Origin of the sequence: Paenibacillus tyrphae, assembly GCF_000722545.1 — a bacterium.
Taxonomy (GTDB): domain Bacteria; phylum Bacillota; class Bacilli; order Paenibacillales; family NBRC-103111; genus Paenibacillus_G; species Paenibacillus_G tyrfis.
In genome coordinates this window covers 142022-161231 of the sequence record NZ_JNVM01000002.1, presented here as the reverse complement: position 1 = coordinate 161231, position 19210 = coordinate 142022, and the positions used below count along the sequence as shown (strand labels likewise).

General features: G+C 51.2%; 15 protein-coding genes, 1 pseudogene and 1 other annotated feature. Of the genes and pseudogenes, 15 read left to right on the top strand and 1 reads right to left on the bottom strand.

All coding sequences use genetic code 11. The annotated features are described in order from the left end of the window. Window positions 1-7 precede the first annotated feature (7 nt). From ET33_RS01305 to ET33_RS01260, 10 genes and pseudogenes are all read left to right on the top strand, one after another. On the top strand, window positions 8-3166 hold the full coding sequence (locus ET33_RS01305; protein WP_036675428.1) for a beta-galactosidase: 3159 nt from the start codon (window positions 8-10) through the stop codon (window positions 3164-3166). A gap of 146 nt (window positions 3167-3312) precedes the next feature. Beyond that, window positions 3313-3672: a hypothetical protein gene (locus tag ET33_RS01300; RefSeq protein WP_036675426.1), complete on the top strand. Its 360-nt coding sequence runs from the start codon at window positions 3313-3315 to the stop codon at window positions 3670-3672. 373 nt (window positions 3673-4045) lie between these two features. After that, window positions 4046-5323: pseudogene (locus tag ET33_RS01295) on the top strand (MFS transporter). Between the two features lie 207 nt (window positions 5324-5530). After that, window positions 5531-5839, top strand: coding sequence for a DUF2249 domain-containing protein (locus tag ET33_RS01290; RefSeq protein WP_063761608.1), 309 nt, complete (start codon window positions 5531-5533; stop codon window positions 5837-5839). Beyond that, entirely contained in the window at window positions 5836-6060 is a 225-nt protein-coding gene (locus tag ET33_RS01285) for a DUF2249 domain-containing protein (RefSeq protein WP_036675424.1), read from the top strand. The genes ET33_RS01290 and ET33_RS01285 overlap by 4 nt, the downstream gene beginning before the upstream one ends. Before the next feature lie 36 nt (window positions 6061-6096). Continuing rightward, window positions 6097-7332, top strand: a complete 1236-nt coding sequence (locus tag ET33_RS01280) for a hypothetical protein (RefSeq protein WP_036675422.1) — start codon at window positions 6097-6099, stop codon at window positions 7330-7332. A 35-nt stretch (window positions 7333-7367) separates the two neighbouring features. Further along, window positions 7368-7676, top strand: coding sequence for a metal-sulfur cluster assembly factor (locus tag ET33_RS01275; RefSeq protein ID WP_036675420.1), 309 nt, complete (start codon window positions 7368-7370; stop codon window positions 7674-7676). 60 nt (window positions 7677-7736) lie between these two features. Beyond that, a complete protein-coding gene (locus ET33_RS01270; protein WP_036675417.1) occupies window positions 7737-8078 on the top strand; it encodes a cupin domain-containing protein in 342 nt (113 codons plus the stop codon). A 313-nt stretch (window positions 8079-8391) separates the two neighbouring features. Next, window positions 8392-9771, top strand: coding sequence for an amino acid permease (locus ET33_RS01265; RefSeq protein WP_036675414.1), 1380 nt, complete (start codon window positions 8392-8394; stop codon window positions 9769-9771). Window positions 9772-10054: 283 nt separating this feature from the next. Continuing rightward, window positions 10055-11116: a suppressor of fused domain protein gene (locus tag ET33_RS01260; protein ID WP_036675412.1), complete on the top strand. Its 1062-nt coding sequence runs from the start codon at window positions 10055-10057 to the stop codon at window positions 11114-11116. Window positions 11117-11206: 90 nt separating this feature from the next. Here the strand turns inward: ET33_RS01260 and ET33_RS01255 are convergent, their stop codons facing one another. Then, window positions 11207-12088, bottom strand: a complete 882-nt coding sequence (locus tag ET33_RS01255; protein ID WP_152570571.1) for a LysR family transcriptional regulator — start codon at window positions 12086-12088, stop codon at window positions 11207-11209. A gap of 125 nt (window positions 12089-12213) precedes the next feature. Here ET33_RS01255 and ET33_RS01250 point away from each other — a divergent pair, with 125 nt between their 5' ends. The 5 genes from ET33_RS01250 (at window position 12214) to ET33_RS01230 (ending at window position 19210) form a co-directional block, all read left to right on the top strand. Beyond that, entirely contained in the window at window positions 12214-13113 is a 900-nt protein-coding gene (locus ET33_RS01250) for a DMT family transporter (protein ID WP_036675916.1), read from the top strand. A gap of 146 nt (window positions 13114-13259) precedes the next feature. Next, window positions 13260-14735, top strand: coding sequence for a protein adenylyltransferase SelO (locus ET33_RS01245; protein ID WP_036675410.1), 1476 nt, complete (start codon window positions 13260-13262; stop codon window positions 14733-14735). Between the two features lie 101 nt (window positions 14736-14836). Beyond that, window positions 14837-15101, top strand: a binding site (T-box leader). A gap of 55 nt (window positions 15102-15156) precedes the next feature. Then, window positions 15157-17052 carry an arginine--tRNA ligase gene (locus ET33_RS01240; protein ID WP_036675914.1) on the top strand — a complete coding sequence of 632 codons (1896 nt, stop codon included), beginning with the start codon at window positions 15157-15159 and terminating at the stop codon, window positions 17050-17052. A gap of 218 nt (window positions 17053-17270) precedes the next feature. Next, entirely contained in the window at window positions 17271-18122 is an 852-nt protein-coding gene (locus tag ET33_RS01235) for a class I SAM-dependent methyltransferase (protein WP_036675407.1), read from the top strand. Window positions 18123-18124: 2 nt separating this feature from the next. Next, window positions 18125-19210, top strand: coding sequence for an ABC transporter substrate-binding protein (locus tag ET33_RS01230; protein WP_036675405.1), 1086 nt, complete (start codon window positions 18125-18127; stop codon window positions 19208-19210).

The following is a 19210-nucleotide window of genomic DNA, read 5'->3' as shown; positions in this document are numbered from 1 at the left end:
AGTCAGCATGGACAACGTTATCGTATTGTATGATCCGGAGTTTCCTTTTCTTGGGGAACGAATGGACGAAGCCGGCCTCGAACGGCTGTCCGGCGTCTTCCGCGTAGTCCAAGCGGAGCAGCTGGCACAGACGCTCGCGGGCATGGCTACCGGGTGTCTGGTGAATCTCCATGCCCCTTATTTCCCGAAGGAAGCGTGGGGTACGATCCTGGATTTTCTGCAAAGGGGAGGCGGGCTTGTCAGCATGGGCGGAGCTCCATTCTGCATTCCGGTCTACCGCGAGAACGGAGCATGGCACGCCGAAGCGGAGCAAACGGCCTATCACCGGCAGCTTCGCATCCACGAAGCGATGACGGTCGATCCCGCTCCGGTCGCTAAGCTGGCGGCCAGCGAAGAGGTGCCTCTGCTGCGCGGTCAAGAGCCGCTCTTTGAGATTCAGCCCACCTGCAGCCTCATTCTGCACGTGACGCGCCATGATGATCAGCCACACGAAAGCGGCTCGGCCGGGCCGATGGATGCGCATCTGTACCCTCTGCTGAACGGCATATCGTCCAAGGGCCGAGAGGTTGCCGCTCCGGTAGTGCTGCTGGAAAATACGAAAGGCGAGTTCGCTGGGGGCCGGTGGTTGTTCGTCCACCAGCTTGCGACAGCGTCGTTCTGGGAAAAGGGCGGGGCTGCCGCTCTTGCGGAGTGGGCGGCGTACTGCGCGCTCGGCGTGACCGAGCTGACGCTCAAAACGAACTACGCCTCGTATGAGCCGGGCGAGCGTCCGAAGCTGAAGCTGCAAATGCAAGGCCTGCAGCGAGCGGGCGAAGCGGCTCCAGCCAGTCGCTCGTGGCGCTTTGCTATCGAGGTGCGTCGGGAGAGCCGGACAGCGGAAGCGGCGAGCGTTCCGGGGGAGCCGGTGTGGTCGGGTGAAATCCAAGCTACCGTCTCCCGGGAGCAGAGCTTCGCGGAGCTGCTTCTGCCGGTTTCCGTCGAGCCGGGACTGTATGAGATTGTCTGCAGAGCGGTGTCCGACCTTGGCGAGGTCCGCGTGCTGCGGCAGGGCTTCTGGGGGATGGACGAAGAGCTGCTACGCACAGGCAGTCCTCTGCGCTGCGATCGGGATTATTTCTGGAAGGATGGCCGTCCGATGCCGATTGTCGGCATGACCTACATGAGCTCGGATGTGGCGCGGAAATTCCTGTTTTTGCCAAACGTGTCGGTGTGGAACCGGGATATGGCGCAGATGCGGCGGGCCGGAATCAACTTCATCCGGACCGGAATCTGGACCGCGCACCGGCAGGTGATGTATGTCGACGGTCATTTGTCCGAGGAGGCGCTGCGCGCGATCGACGCTTTTATTCTTACGGCGAAAAGGCACGGGCTGGAAGTGAACTTTACGTTTTTCGCGTTTGCGCCGGAGGCGTGGGAAGGAGCGAATCCGTATCTGGACCCGCGGAGCGTGGAAGCGCAGAAACGATTTCTGGCCGGCATCGTATCACGGCACCGGTACACGACGAACGTGCACTGGGACTTGATCAACGAGCCTTCGCTGTTCGATCCGAAGCGGGTGTTCGCCGGTCCGCGTCCGGTGCGTGACCGGGAGGAGCGTGCGGCCTATTCCGCTTGGCTGCAGAGGCGGCACGGCTCGGTGCGGCGGTTGCAGGAGCGTTGGGGCATGACGCCGGCCGAGCTGCCGTCCTTCGAAGCGGCCAGTCCACCTGCGCCGGAAGACATCAACTTCGACGTGCACGATATGGCGAGAGGGAAAAGGGGAGCGTCTTGGCTCGACTACACCTTGTTTACGATGGAGATGCACAACGAATGGGTGCGCAGTCTAAGCGGCACGATCCGCGCGCTGCATCCCGAGGCGCTCATTACGGTCGGGCAGGACGAAGCGCTCGGCGGCCAGCGCCCGTCCCCGCTCTTCTACGGCTCTGAGGTCGATTATTCGTCGGTTCATTCGTGGTGGCTGAATGACGATTTGGTATGGGATGGCATTTTTACCAAAACGGCTGAGAAGCCGAATCTGGTGCAGGAAACCGGCATTATGTATCTGGAGACGCCGGACGGGCGGGCGAAGCGGTCGGAGATCGAACTGAAATATTTGCTGGAGCGCAAATATGCGTATGCGTTTGCTACCGGCGCCGCAGGCGCGGTCCAATGGATCTGGAATACGAATTATTACATGAACAACATTAACGAGTCGAATATCGGCGCCCTGCGGGCCGACGGTACGGAGAAGCCGGAGGCGGATATCTCGTACGATTTCGGCCGTTTCATGAACGAAATCCGCGACTTGTTTACCGATAGGAAATCGGAGGAAATCTGCGTCGTCTTCCCGTATTCGAACGACTTCTCGAACCGCAGACTCGCCTGCGAAGCGACTTCCCGGCTGACCCGGGTGCTTGCGTACGAGCTGAAATGTCCGATTTTCGCCGTCGGGGAATACGATCTCGGGCCGCTGTCCGCGCGCTGTCCGAAGCTGATCGTCGTTCCGAGCGCGCACAATTTCAGCGACCGGGCGATGGAAACGCTCGTCGAGCATATTCGTACCCGAGGCGGGACGCTGCTCTTCACGGGGCCGCTCGGGCTGGATGAATATTGGAGGCCGACCGGGCGTCTCAGCGAGCAGTTCGGTTCATACCGGGAAGGAAACGTGTGCCGGGAAGAGCGGCTGATGATCGACGGGAACGCCCATTCCGTCTCGTTCGGACGACGCAAAATCGCCGAGCTATGCAAAGGGATTCCGGAGGAGGATGCGGCGTCCGGCGGCACCCGGCTGACCGACGTCTTCCTGGGGATGGGACGCCTATTCTGGTGCCCACTGCCGGTCGAACTGAACGACCGCATCGCACCGATTCGCGAGCTATACAGGCACGTTATCCAGGCAGCCGGTGTACAGCCCGAAATGGTATGGTGGCAGGGCGGGGAGCTTGCAGGTATTTATGGACGCAAGCTTTCGTTTGCGAAGGGGGCGCTCTTCGTTTTCGTATCCGAGTACGCTCATCCTGCAGATGTGCAGATTGAGGACCCGGCTAACGGCGCCAAGTACCGTTTTACGATCGAAGCGGAACGTTCGGTCTTGTTCGCTGCGGACGTGACAGGCAAGCTTATTGCCGTGTATCGCGATAATGAAGTGCGAATCGAGCATGGAAACGAACAACCGGCGTGGTTGTAAGTCCTGGCTGGGAATGAGGAATGAGACTGTGTGCAAGTGACAGTCTCATTTTTTATATGTGGATGTACGGATGGCCTTGTGCCTGCTGCAGTCATTGAATTACAAAGTCTTTTTCATTACTATGAATAGGGAAGGAGGGGATTACGTTGATCACTGCGAATGAGATACTTTCGATCATAGGCGATGGAACGCTTTTAGAGCGTGTATTCAACAAAGAGGTGGATTGGGACGTCGAATTAGACGCCAGGGATGAAGCTGAATTCGCTGAAACGTGGAGTTCCAGTTACAACAAGTTGGAAGCAATGCATCCGTCTGAAGATGCGGTGATTCGTGAAATCAGGGAGACGGTGTTCAAACAGACGTTTCGGATCACTCAGAGCCCGGAGCTGGCAGGGTATGTATCGGACGACTTTGGTTTGATTGCCAAGGCGTTCGAGAACAAGATCGAGATCGAATTTGTCAATAACCTATGGGATTCCTACACGAAAGGAAGCTTTCCGAGATAAGGGAAAACGAGGGATTCTAGTAGCCCAAATTCCGCAAAAGACACGACCTTTTAAGGCGCGTGTCTTTTTTATTTTAACGCGGAATAAAAATCACCTCTTCACAACGTAACAATGTTATGTTACATTATTCTGCAGGAGGTGCTGGTAGTGGAACGGGATAGGATAAGGGGAGTGGTCAAAGTGTTGCTAATGTGCATTAATTCCGTAGATTCGACAGAATCGTCTCTATACAATGCGTAACCCCGTCTGCATAAAGCAAAAACAATATAACGTAACAATGTTTTAATAATTCGAACTGATCTTTACATGGATCAAGCAGGCGCCCGCCCGATTCGAAAGGGGGCCGCCGGAAATCACAAGGAGGTTGGACAATTTGGACAAACAACGGGAAAACGCTAAAAGCCCGAGTCTTTTTCACAATCGTTTCATGCAGTCGATTCTGCTATCCAATATGCTGCTGCAGATCGGCATTTGGGTGCGTAATTTCGCGATTCTTCTTTATGTTGCAGATAAGACGAACAACGATCCAAGTGCCATTTCGCTAATTAGCGTAGCGGAATTTGCGCCTATCTTTATATTTTCGTTCATCGGAGGGACATTCGCCGACCGCTGGCGGCCGAAACGCACGATGATCTGGTGCGATCTGCTGTCCGCGGTGTCGGTTTTCGTCGTACTTGCGACCGTTCATTACGGGTCCTGGCAGTCTGTCTATCTGGTCACCTTCATCTCGGCCATTCTTTCGCAGTTTACCCAGCCTTCGGCCGTTCGGCTGTTCAAGCTTCACGTGCCCGAAGAGCAGCTGCAGCAGGGGATGGCGCTGTTCCAGACGCTGATGGCGATCTTCATGGTGCTCGGTCCTATGCTTGGCACATTTGCCTACAGTACGTTTGGATTGGAAACATCTATTGCTGTTATGGGTGTGGCTTTTCTGCTTTCCGCGCTCATGCTGACCCGCCTGCCTAAGGATAAGGCGGAATCGCAGACGGAAGCTGTAAAAGGCCAATTCCGCGAACAATTCGTCGAAGGCTTCCGTTATGTCTGGCAAAGTCAAGTGCTGCGGATGCTTGGAGTCGCGTTTATTTTGACCGGTCTCTCCATTGGCTTTACACAAACGCTCGGCCTGTTCATCGTCACGGAACGGCTGGGCAGCGATGAGAAATTTCTGCAATATTTGATGATGGTGTACGGTGCCGCTATGCTGATCGGCGGCGGCCTCGTATCCGTTGTTGCCAAGCGCGTCGCGCCGCAGCTCCTGCTCGCTATCGGCATGCTCATCGGCGGCGTTTGTACGGTGATCATCGGGTATTCGACAAGCATACCGGTTACGCTCGGAGTGCAGTTTTTGAGCGGGCTTGTGTTTCCTTGCATTCATATTGGCATCAGCACGATGATTCTGAAATGATCGCCCGCCTCCATCGTAGGAAGGGTAAACGGGGTACTTAACCCTATGTTCGTCGGGATGATGGTCATTTCGATGTCTTTCGCCGGTGCGTTAAAGGATGCATTTTCATTAGTCTCGATTTATACCGGCGCGGGCCTGCTGCTCCTTCTCGGCGCACTGGCCATGATGCCGATCATCAACAGCAAAGCGCCGGAGCATGCGCAGTCCGCACAGCCGGCAGCCGTCGATATGAACATGAGTGCGCAATAAGCGGCATCCAAAGCAATAGCTTTGCACGAATCCTGCCTGGTGGCAGGATTTTTTTCATTCGGATCATGGCCGTCCCGAAAAACAAAATGAATTTGTGATTGCAGTCACAAACTGGCGCTGTCGAATTCGTTACACTGTAGATACAGTGAAAACAATTCTCATTTGGACCGGATAATCCATCCGGCAAATGGATTGGGGGGAAGAAGTATGAGACGAAACGGAAACGTAGTGGAGCTGGATGTGCGGCCATTTCTGCGGCAAAAGCTGGAGCCGTTCAAGCAGATTATGGATGCGGTGAATGCGCTGGAGTCAGACGATGTGTTTGTGCTGCATGCGATATTTAAACCTACGCCGCTGCTTGGGATCATGAAGGCGAAAGGGTACGACAACAAGGTCGAAAGCGTCAGCGACGATCATTGGATCACTGCTTTCGTCAGAGGAGCTGGGGCTCGGGCGAAGCTGGAAGCTATGTCCTTGCAATCCTTCGTCCAAGCAGATGAGGAGGCCGGGTCATGAGTGGTAATGTCACGGAATTGGATAATCGGGGGTTGGAGCCCCCGCAGCCAATGCTGCGTACACTGAAGGCGCTGGAGGACATAGGGAATGGGGACATTCTCGTGATTCACAATGACCGGGTCCCCATGTTTTTGATCGAGGAACTGCGGCGGCTCCAATACTCATATGAAGTCGATCCACAGCCGGACGGCACCGCCAAAGTCGCAATTACGAAAAAATAGCTTTCAGAAAAAGTTTGCTGCATGGGGGTGTAAAGCATGTTTCGCCTGCCGCTGTTATTTATTGCCACCGGAATTGTCAGTTTTGTCCTGTTTCATGTGGGGTCGCTTTTCACCACCGGAGGCTGGGTGCTCGACCATCCCCGCAGTCCTGACGGCTGGTTTCGCGTACATTTGCTGGTGCTGGATTGGGCGACGATGGTCGCGATGGGGGCGGTCTACCAGCTTATCGATGTCGTGCTTCAACGCCGCATTTACAGCCGAATGCTTGGCTATGTGCATTATGTATTTTTCATGGGAGGGACGGTCATCCTGCTGGCCGGATTTTTGCAAAGCCGGGTCGAATGGATCGCTGTCGGAGCCGTCGCCGCAGTCATCGGCATTCTGCTTTTTGTCTGGAATGTCGGGCGGACGCTGTGGGAGGCGAAGCGCTGGAATCCGATCACCCTAAGCACCGCCTGCGCGCTGTTGTATTTGGCATTGACCGGGCTGCTCGGCTTGGCTATGGGCTTAAACTTTGCGTTCCAATTTTGGGTCGACCTGCATGAACGATTGCTCGCCGCCCATATCTGGCTTGGGACGCTCGGCTGGTTCGGGCTGTTGATTACCGGATTCAGCTACAAAATGCTGCCGATGTTTTATTTATCCCACGGGGCTTCCGACCGTCCCCAGTATTATATTCTCGGACTGTGGAATGCGGCTGTCCTGCTGGGCGTATGGGCTTCACTCGGGCCAGGGGACGGGTCGGGGCCGACGCTTGGGGTCATTTTACTGCTCGCCGCAGCGCTGCTCATATATGATCGGCTTATTCGAGACATTCGCAAGCACAGTCATAAAGCCTCGCCGGGGCGCGGGATCGTCTGGACCTTATGGAGCACCAGAGCTTTGCTCGTTTTTTGCATCCTATCGCTTTGCGTTGGGCTGGTGGCACCTTCGCTGCTGAGGAGCTTGTCGTGGATCGTTATCGCCGGCTGGGTATACCTATGGGGATGGGTGGCGGTTACGGTGCTTGGATACATGTCGAAAATCGTGCCGTTCCTATGGTGGACGCATAAATATGGTGATCAAGCAGGGAGGCCCGGGGTGCCCGTCATGTCCGACCTCATCAGCGAGCGAAGCGTCGATGCGGGAATGTGGGTGATGGCTGTGGGGCTGCTGACAGCTTTGGCGGGCATGGGATTCATGGAACCGTGGGCTGTCTTCACAGGCATAGCGGCGTTATCCGCCGGAGCGTTGTTCTATATCGGCGTGATCGCCAGAGTATTTACCAGATAAATGGTACTTTTGCGCATAAGAGAGGAGAGAATGTCATGACAACACAAGTAAACGAAGATACAGTCCGGCGGCAGCTGATGCTGGTATTTGACCCGGAGCTTGGCGTAAATGTCGTAGACCTCGGTCTGATTTATAGCATTGAAATCAAAGACGGACACATTGCGATCCGGATGACGTTAACCACACCCGGCTGCCCGCTGCACGATACGATCATCGGCGGCGTGCGCCGTGCTCTAGAGGGAAAGCCCGGCGTCGCCGGCGTCAGCGTGGAGGTCGTGTGGGAGCCGCAATGGACGCCGGAGCGGATGTCGGACGAAGCCAAACGTCAGCTGAGCGGTTGGTAAGAACTGCGGGGACGTCGGCCCGATGGGAATGCCGATAACGATGAAACGGAGGAATTTCAGATGGAAATCAAAAGGCTTGAGGCGCACCAACAGTTTCAAGAGGAGCGGTTTACGAAAAAAGTATTGTTCCAAGCGGACGGGAGCATTATTTTTACATTGAATTTCATGCCGGGCCAGCAGCTTCCTGTACACCGGCATCCGGGAAGCCAAGTCTACGTATTGGTCGTTCAAGGCGGTGGCACGATGATCGTAGACGGGGTGGAGACGGAAGTCCGGCAGGGGGATTGTGTGCGATGCGGAGGCGAAGAATCTTTTGCTTTTGCCAATACCGGTCAAGAGCCTGCCACTTTGTATGTCAACCTGAATAAAATTCCTGACGAACGCTTCGCACTGGAAGTGTAAAGCGCTAGAAAGCCTGAGCAATCAGGCTGGCGAACAACGGCTACTGTTCGATTAAGGGACAGGGCCGTTTTTTCATTAGCACAGGAGGAAAATGCTATTTTTTCTTGAATATATAAAATAACCCTATAACTGGTGATGCAAGCTTCAACCACCATTTTCCGACGGCGCCTGATCCACGGCAGTTGTATTTCTGCGTTTGATGTCATACAATTTTGTGGTATTGGAGGTGGTTGGAAAAATAAGGTTGAGCAGGAGAGGCGGTCTTTTTGCTGATCCGCTTTTGAAGGAACATACATAGAATGGGGGCGTTTTTTTGGAATCAAAGCAATTAGTCAGAGGACTGAAAACAAGGCATATTGAGCTGATTGCGCTCGGAGGCACGATTGGCGTCGGCCTGTTCATGGGGTCGGCAAGTACGATAAAATGGGCCGGTCCTTCCGTTTTGCTAGCCTATCTGCTAGCTGGGATCATTGTGTTTTTTGTCATGCGCATCATGGGGGAGATGCTGTTTCTCGAACCGGTCACCGGATCTTTTGCTACGTTCGCTCATAAATATGTCAGCCCTCTGGCCGGTTACTTGACGGCTTGGAGCTACTGGTTCTTGTGGCTAACGGTGGGCATGGCGGAAGTGACCGCGATCGGAATTTACGTCGGCTATTGGTTTCCCGACATTCCACAATGGCTGCCGGCCCTGGCGGGCGTAGCCATCATTGCAGCGGCCAATTTAGCGGCTGTCAAATTTTACGGTGAATTTGAATTCTGGTTCGCCATGATTAAAGTCGTCGCGATCGTCGCCATGATTGTGATTGGAACGGCCATGATCTTCTTCGGTTTAGGCAACGGAGGCCAGCCCATCGGTCTTTCGAATCTTTACGCGCATGGCGGTTTTTTCGCTGGAGGATTGAAAGGGTTTTTATTTGCCCTCTGCATCGTAACAGCCGCTTATCAAGGCGTTGAACTGGTTGGTATTACCGCCGGTGAAGCGGAAAATCCGAAATTCACCTTGCGCAAAGCGATCAAAAATATTGTCTGGCGCATTTTGATTTTTTACGCTGGCGCCGTCTTTGTCATCGTCACGATTTATCCATGGAACCAAGTCGGCGAGATCGGCAGCCCCTTCGTCATGACCTTTGCCAAGGTAGGAATTGTCGCCGCTGCGGGCATCATCAACTTCGTTGTTCTCACGGCTGCGATGTCAGGCTGCAACAGCGGGATTTACAGTGCGGGAAGGATGCTGTATACGTTGGCCTCCAATGGTCAGGCGCCTAAATTTTTCGGAAAAATATCCCGAAGCGGTGTCCCGAGGAATAGCATCGCTACCACGATTTCTTTGCTGTTAGTCGGAGTTCTGTTTAATTACCTGCTTCCCGACTCCAAATTGTTCCTGTATATTTACAGTGCCAGCGTGCTTCCGGGCATGGTGCCGTGGTTTGCATTAGCCTTCAGTCAATTTAAATTCAGGAACAAATGGAAGGATAGCATAGGAGATCATCCGTTCAAATCCGTCTTCTTTCCAGTCAGCAACTACATCACGATCATTTTCTTGTCACTCGTATTAATCGGCATGTGGTTTAATCCGGATACCCGCGTATCGCTGATTGTCGGAGCGTCATTCATTCTGATCGTCGTTGTGAGCTATTATGTCTTTAGCATAGGAAAACGGCAAAGAGTCGAAGCAGATATAGAAGCATAGAAAACCGCTATAGCAAGACGCCGCCGAGCGAGCTCAGGTCATGTCCTGGGTCCGCTCGGCTTTTTTTATTAAATCGGGAACATCGCAGTATTGATATAATTTCCAACTGGGGTTACCATGTTAGAAGTGTTTCTTTATGCCCAAGGCTAACTTGACGCTGAAGGAACGGCGATTGCCGCCCACGAGGATTTTTTTGCAGGGAACAGCGATGAAAGCTTGATGGGACACGGCTCCGAATGCCTGTTATGGCAGCATGGACTGAACTTTTGGGAGGGAACGGGCAATGAACGAAGAAGCAAACACAACGGGCTGGGATGCCATTGATCGTGAAATGTCGAGGCTTTATGGGGACCAGGAGCCGAAGCATTACGGAACGATCCTTCCCTATTCATTGGGGGGCCAAGACCCGCTGGACGGAATCAGTGTGTATAAATCGGACGAGCCTGCGCCGCATTGGCATTTTGTAACTTATGGATTTACGGAGCTGTACGATAAGGAATCGGACAATGCCGAAGAGAGCGGCTATGGATTTGAATTGACGTTTCGGCTAACGCGCGGGGAAGAAGAGGAAGAGCCTCCGGCTTGGGCGCTGAATCTGCTGCAAAATATGGGAAGATACGTATTTAACAGCGGCAATATTTTTAGATCGGGCGATTACTTGGATGCCAACGGCCCGATATGTTTGGGTGCCGATACGCTGCTGACCGCCTTGGCCTTCGCTGAGGACCCAGAGCTTCCGGCCATCGATACGCCGAACGGGCAGGTGCAATTTTTGCAGATGGTCGGCATCACGCGCGACGAGCTCGAAGCGATGCAAACGTGGAATACGCTTGGCGTGCTTTCCGTTTGTTTGGATCATATGCCTCATTACATCACGGATCTGTCACGGGCCTCGCATCTGGATATTCCGGCCATCTCGGAAGCCGTGCAGAAAGGCATGCAGGAGGAAGGCTCGAATACCGGTTTCTTATATGTCGATCAATTGGCTTGGGAGACTGGGAAAAAGGGCTGGTTCAGCAAGACGTCTTCCACGCTTAAGCTGGGAGCCAAGCAAGCTGGAATCATCGGAAAATTGCTTCAAGGGCGCATTCTGAAGGGAAAAAGCCTAACGCTGATAGGTCCGGAGATCCGGGTCGTGTTTGAAGCAGGGGAGAAGCCGGGTTGCGAAGCCGGAGAGGACGAGGTCCGACTCACGCTGGATGAGGTGACGGCAGGGGATTTGAGCCGGAAATTGCTTCCGAAAGAAAGCGTAATTGAGCTCTCTGCTTTACCAGGAATCGCCATTCAAATTGTAAAAACACAAATTAAGGATAACGAAGGGAACGTCGTAGAGGTTATCGGTTAAAGCAGCCTGCTCCTGGCGGCTGCATGATCGAAACGGCGAAGCGCAAACCGCCAGCGGGACAAACGTCCTGCCGGCGGTTTCTTTTTTTGCCTAATGGCTTTCCCGTTGTGGAAATAAGTCAAGTGTGGTGTGTATGAAATGTTTAACAGCAATGGATGCATCTTCCGTCGACAAAGTGGCAACATGAATATCCCGATATCCCTGAGGCTCAAGTTTTCGGATCACAATGTTATTGGGAATATTTGACAAAGAAAGTTCGGACATGATTGCTATCCCCATACCTTCTTTAACCATATTAAGGGCTGTCGTGTTGTTGTGAAGCACATATTTCACTTGCGGCTCTTGATTGGATCGCTCAAACCACTCCAATACTGGAGGTTCAAACCCGGATTTACAAATAATCAAGTAATCATGTTTAAGATCACTGGCTTGAATGACATCCTTTTTAGATAGTGGGTGATCGGCTGCTAAAACAGCAAACATTTCTTCTCGTAGCAAGGGAAAAGTAGGTAGCTCATCATTCGTTGAAACGATAAATCCAACATCAATACGCCCCAATTCAATCCATTCTTTTATTTCCGCATTCGTTCCTTCAAAAATTGTAAATTCAATATTTGGATATTGTTTTGCTATATGGCTGATAATTTTAGGAAGGAAGTAAGCGGAAGCAACAGGAAACGCACCAATGCGAACAATCCCCGTTTCAAGCCCTTTTTCAAGAGCAATTTCTTGATTAATTTTTTCATATTCATTTAAAATTTTCCTGAAGATTTGGACAACACGTTCCCCAACATCCGTAAGCTTCACTCCAAGACGACGATTTCGGGTAAGCAGAGTGACACCCAGTTCAGCTTCGAGAGCAGTCACCGCTCTGCTTACCGCTGGCTGTGTCATGTTTAACTCCTGCCCCGCTTTTGTGAAGCTCTTCGTATCGGAAATTTTAACGATTAATTGTAATAACGATTTATTCATATCGAATTTGTTATGATCTCCATTATATTTATTCATTTCACTTATGTTTGAACGTATTGTATCATGTAGTTGATCCAAGAGGCAAGATTGTTAAAATGCGGAAACGGCAAGAGGGAGAACAAGTAATGATGAAATATAAAGCATGGTTTTTTTTGATATTTTGTAATTTGTTTTGGGCTGGCAATATGATTTTTGGTAAATATGTTATGTACGAATATCCTGCGATATGGACGGCATTTCTAAGGTGGTTAATCGCTTTAATCTTCCTGATTCCAATCGCACAATTTATTGAGAAACCCGCATGGCTTCAAATTTGGAAAAAACACTTTGTTGTTATCCTGCTCTTATCGGTAACAGTTGCCATCTATACCGTACTTACGTACGAATCATTACAGTATACGTCTTCTACGAATGGCGCTTTAATTAACTCTTTGACTCCTGCAACCATCATGCTTTTTTCATTAATGTTCCAGAAAGAAAAGATAACTACCTTTCAAGTGATTGGGATAATCACATCATTTATTGGTGTGCTAATCGTCTTAACCAAAGGAAATCTGCTTCAATTATTTCATATCGAGTACAATAAAGGCGATATGATTATGATTCTGGCTGTGTTAGCCTGGACAATGTATTCATTACTTGGAAAAAAAACAAAAGGCATGCCGACCGCTACTCTGATAGCGATAACTTCATTCATTGCTGTTATTATTATGCTTCCATTTTTATTTATCCAGCCTCTTCAGATTAACAAGATAACAGTTCTCGGTATAGAAGGTATGTTATATTTAGGGATATTTCCTTCTGTTGGATCATTTATCTTGTGGAATAAAAGCATTAAAATAGTAGGAGCGGGCATCGCTGGCATATCCATGAATTTAATTCCAATATTTACGGCTATTCTTGCACTTCTATTAGGACAGGGATTGGTAACGTCACAAATTATTGGAGGAATTATTGTGATTGGAGGTATGTTGTTAACTTCGATGAAGCGGAAACAGGTTGCTCCCAAGCCAGAATTAACTTAAAGTAACTTATTTCTAACCCGGCCCAAGCTGGGTTTTCTGCATTGTAAGCTGTAGTAAACGCGCTGGAAAGTGTATAATAAACTGGTAGAAACAAACACTAAAACGGCAGCTTTGTATTTATTTTGAACGGTAGAAAAGGAGATCCGATGACGGAGAACAAAGCAATCATAGATCCAGGATGGAATTTCGACAACAGCTATGTTCGCCTGCCGGAAACGTTTTTCTCCAGGCTCGAGCCACCCCCTGTCCGTTCGCCGAAGCTGATCGTTCTGAATGACCGGTTGGCGGCATCCCTGGGGTTAAACGCCGAGGTGCTGCGAGGAAGCGAGAGCGTAGCGGTGTTTGCAGGCAATCGTATTCCCGAAGGGGCTGCACCGCTTGCTCAGGCCTACGCAGGGCATCAATTCGGGCATTTCACCATGCTGGGGGACGGTCGGGCCTTGCTGCTTAGCGAACAGATCACCCCCGACAATACACGGGTAGATATTCAGCTTAAGGGATCGGGCAGAACGCCGTATTCCCGCGGCGGCGACGGTCGGGCGGCGCTTGGACCGATGCTGCGCGAATACATCATCAGCGAAGCGATGCATGCGCTCGGCATCCCAACCACCCGCAGCTTGGCGGTGGTGACGACCGGAGAGGAAATCATCCGCGAAACCGAACTGCCCGGTGCGGTTCTGACCCGCGTAGCCGCGAGTCATGTGCGCGTCGGCACCTTTCAATACGCTGCCAATTGGGGCACGGTCGAGGAGCTTCGGACTTTGGCGGATTACACCATCCAAAGGCATTATCCGGAGGCCGCCGGGGCGGAGAACCGCTATCTTGCCCTGTTTCAGGAAGTGATCCAGCGGCAGGCCGCGCTGATTGCCAAATGGCAGCTCGTCGGCTTTATTCACGGGGTGATGAATACCGACAATATGGCCCTGAGCGGAGAGACCATCGATTACGGTCCTTGCGCTTTCATGGATGCCTACGATCCGGCAACGGTATTCAGCTCCATCGACGTTCATGGCCGCTACGCCTATGGCAATCAGCCGTCGATTGCCGCGTGGAATCTCGCGAGATTGGCCGAAGCGTTATTGCCGCTGCTGCATGACGACGAGGATGAGGCGATCCGGCTGGCGGAGGATGCCATTTCCGGTTTTGTCGAACAGTTTGCCGGTCATTGGCTCGCCGGAATGAGGGCGAAGCTGGGCCTGTTTAACGAAGAGCCGGAGGACGAAGCCCTGATGAAGGACCTTCTCGTCATGATGCAAAAGCATCGGGCGGACTATACCAATACGTTCCGGGCTTTGACGTTTGATATGCACGAGGATTTGGCGTTCAACGGAACGACGGAATTTGCGCAGTGGCATGAGCTGTGGCAGGCGAGACGGGGGAGACAGCAAGAGCCGCTAGCCTCCTCGCAGCAATTGATGCGCAGTAGCAATCCCGCAATCATCCCTCGCAACCATAGGGTAGAAGAAGCGTTGGACGCTGCGGTGAAGAAGGGAGATTATAGCGTGATGGAGCGGCTTCTGCAGGCTCTTTCGAATCCCTATGCGCACTCTCCCGAACAGGCGGAATACTGCACGCTGCCCGCGTCATCCGACCGTCCTTACCGCACCTTTTGCGGCACGTGATCGTTTCATCCGGAATCGTTGTTAGGAAATGTGAGGCTCTTGACAATACGTTCCAATTTAGGTATAACTACTTTTAAACATTGTGCCACGAATTGAATAAGCCAATATAAATGAACGGGACAGTAGTTCAGGACGAACAGTCGCAGCGAGCCGGGAATGGTGGAAGCCGGTACGTTGGTCTTGGATGAAGCGGACCCGGGATATGATTTGCCGAACCGAACTCGTCAAGCTGGCTTCAAGCCTTCGGAACGACGCGCAGTAGGCAGATCCGGTCAAGGACCGTTACACGAATAAGCGGTGAATCGCCATTTTGGCGATTTGCACATAGAGTGGTACCGCGGGAAGCAATAGGCTCTCGTCTCTTTCAGGAGACGGGGGCCTTTTTGATTTTCACAAATTTATCCATATGGAGGTCGGGAAAATGATTCATAAGCAGCTTAACCAAGCGCTGGAAGACATTGCGGAGCAGCTTCTTCAGGAAGCAGGGCATGCCGTACCGGAGGAACTGTCGATCGTGATAGAGCATCCGGCGAATGACCGGCATGGGGAGTACAGCACGAATCTGGCCATGAAGCTGGTGCGTGTGCTCAAGCAAAATCCTTTGACAATTGCTAACGAGATCAAAGCGAGGCTGGTTGATCATCCGCGCCTTGCGGGAAGGTTCGAACACATTGAGGTCGCGGCGCCGGGTTTTGTGAATTTGTTTATCCATTGGGAGCACTGGATCGTTAACTCGCCTCGCCAGGATGCCTTCCAGCCGGAAAATGACCGCCAAAAAGTGTTGATCGAGCATACGTCGATTAATCCGAATAAATCGGCGCATATCGGACATTTGCGAAATTCGTGCATTGGCGATACTTTGGCAAGAATGCTTAAGCGGATGGGCCATCCGGTTGAAGTTCACAATTACATCGACGATTTGGGCAACCAACTGGCCGATACGGTTGTCGGAGTATTGCGGACGTCGATACAGCAGCAGCATTCCCGGTTTGGCGATTTTTGCTGGGACGTCTATGCGGAAATCAACCGGAAGTACCGCGAACAGCCCGAGCTGGAGCAGGAGCGGGCGAACGTATTGCATCATCTGGAATTGGGACATAACAATATCGCTTGGCTCGGTATGCTGGTAGCGGAGCAAATCGTCAGGGAGCATCTGGAGGACATGCGGCAGTTTGGAATTGACTACGATGTGTTGGTGTGGGAGAGCAGCATTGTTCGTGAAGGCTTCTGGCAGGAGACGTTTGAGAGGCTGCAAAAAACCGATCTGTTCCGGCAGGAAAGCGAGGGCAAGCTGGCGGGCTGTTGGGTGCTCAAGCAAACGGTGGAGGAGAGCGATCCAGCCGGACAGACGGAATTTCACAGCGACAAAGTGCTGGTACGATCCAACGGCATACTGACGTATACAGCGAAAGATATCGCGTATCACATGTGGAAATTCGGCTTGCTTGATAAACCATTCCGCTATCAGCCTTTCGGCGATGGGGTATGGTCCACGCATTCGCAAGGCGTGGAGCACGACATTGGGCGGGCCGATATGGTCGTCAACGTGATCGATCATCGTCAGGAGTACCCGCAGCAGATGGTGAAGCAGGCATTGCAGGCATTGGGATACGATAAGCATGCTGCTCAGCTGCATCACGTGAGCTATGGGGTGGTGTCATTGAGCCGGGCGACGGCCGAAAGTCTTGGCGTCGATACGTCCGACGGCAGATCATCGTATACGATGTCCGGGAGACAGGGGATCGGCATTAAAGTGGCGGATCTTGTGGTGCACATGGAAGCCGTCATCGAAGCAAAGCGTTCGCAGCACGAAGGCTTGGACAGCCGCTCGATCGCAGCGGCCGCGATCAGGTACTATTTGCTTAAATTCCATTTGCAGACGGAAGTGGTGTTTGATTTGGAACAGGCAACGGAGGTGTCCGGCAATACCGGCGTGTATTTAATGTACTCTTATGCCAGGGCGTGCAGCATTTTGGATAAAGGCCGTTGCCTGACGGACACGGCGATGAGCGACATCTCTGCGATAGCGGCATATCCGGCCGCGGAGGGGCTTGCGCCGCAGGAATATGCTATTCTTAAGCAGCTCGCTTACTGGCCGGAGACCTTGGAGGAGGTCGTTGCCGGCTTGGCGCCGAATCTGCTCTGTACGTATCTGTATGAGCTGGCGTCGCTTTTCAACCATTTCTATGCGACGTGCGAGATTCTGAAGGCGGATGAAGGCGCGAAGCGGTTCCGTCTATGGTTGGCCGGGCGGTATCGCGACACGATGCACGACGGGCTGTCCATCCTCGGCTTGCCTGCCCCGAACCGGATGTAGACATCAATACATGAAGAGTCGTACAAATGTTCCCGGTAGTTCACCATATATTTTGACTTCCACAAATAAAATTAAATATAATCAGTTATATTTAAATATAATTGATTATATTTAATTCCGTATTAGAGTGCGTATAATCACATTAAATAAATCTATTTAGTATTAATATGTATGATGTGATTCGTACCGACGATGGAGTTGAAAGGGATGTGGATGGAATGGCCGGGATCATCAATTGGGAAAAGATGCTTGAACTCGCTTATGGCAAGACAACAGATGACAGGGATGTGGATCCGGCTAAGTTTTGGGATCAGTTCGGCTATATGTATGACAAGATGTCTAGAATGGAAAAAAGCTATACGAAACATCAAGTGGACGCTATGATTCTGGACCCCCATGACCGTGTTCTGGATGTAGGCTGCGGGACAGGAAGATTGTGTGTGCCGATTTCCAAAAAAGTAAGCAGCGTTACCGCCATCGATGCATCTCCGAACATGTTAAGTTATGCGAGAAAATACGCCGAAGAAGAGCAGGCGGAACATATTCATTTTCATCTGCTGGATTGGAATAACGAAAGTGAAATCAACCAATTAGAACAGCATGATGTCGTCTTTGCATCGCGCACCGTTGCGCTGAAAGATATTAAGAGACTAAATAAGCTTGCTAAAAAATACGTCTTTCTTTTGAGTTTTGCCAATGGGCCGTCCTTAAGATCAATACAATTGGATTTATTTCGTGGAGTACGAGGCAATGTACAGCTGGACTTCAAGGAAAACCGCCAGCTCGGGTATAACATTCGGTTTAATATGCTGTACGACTTGGGGATTGATCCGAGCGTCGTCATCGTGAAAGACGGGTTTGAAAAAAACTTTCGGAATAAAGAAGAAGCCTATGATGATTTAAGAACTTTGGGAACGGTGGACGAGGATCAAGAACAATTATTCAGGCAAAATGTAGACAAGTATTTGATCGAAGGTAAGGACGATTCCGTTCGGTTTGTAAGAGAAACCTCCACTTATGTCATGTGGTGGAAGCCTGAAGACGTGGATTTTACATACGAAGGAGTCTAATGATGAGAAAAAGAAAGATGAACATCATGCTTTGCTTTCTTGCCATGACGATCGTTGTAGCGGGATGCGCAAAATCAACGGCAACTAACCCTGCGGACACTGAGGTTAAGGTTGCTGAATCCAAACCTGATGCGAATGCAACCACAACCAAAAAAGTCGTCAGCACGTCGGGGAAAGAAGTCGAACTGCCGGGCAAAATAACAAGAGTCGTGAATACTTGGCCGTCGTCTGCAACCATGATGATTTTCTTAGGAGCCGGCGATAAATTAGTAGGCGTACATAAATATGTGAAAACTTTGCCCTTTAATAAGCTTATATATCCGAAGCTGGAGCAAATTCCAACAGCAGAAGAGAATCCCGAGGAATTGCTGAAGCTGGACCCCGAAGTGATCCTAACCGCCAGCGATGATAATATTAAAAGCTACACCCAAGTCGGTTTAAAGGGTGTAAATCTAATGTTCAACAATTATAAAACCATGAAAGAATCCGTTTCCGCTTTAGGCGATATTTTAGGCGGTGATTACAAAAGTAAAACAGATCGATTGGTCGCCTACATTGACGGAAATCTAAAAAAGGTTCAAGACACGTTCAAAAATTTACGGGAAGAAGAGAAACCGGTCGTTTATTATGCGGTCGATAATATGTACTCAACAACGGGCGCCGGAACTATTATGGAAGAATGGGTGACCAACGGCGGAGGGAAATTTGCAACCTCCGATTTGGGGAAAGGCATGCGGGTGACCGTGACCCCGGAAGATATTTTAAAGAAAAATCCCGACATCATCGTAGTTAGTGGTGGAGAAGGGAGCAAGAAGGTTGTACAGAGCTTCAAAACAACTCCGGAGTGGAGTGAAATTAAAGCGGTAAAAAACAATAAAATATTCGTAATACCATCCGGGTGTTTTGCTTGGGACCGCTTTGGAGCGGAAAGCGCCTTGCAAATTTTGTGGGCGGCGGCAACGTTCCATCCCGATTTGTTCGTGATGGATATGAAAGAGGAAACCAGAAAGTTTTACAAAGAATATTCGAATTTCGACATGACCGATCAGCAGTTGGAGCAGCTCTTAAAAGGAGAAGTTGTTAAATAA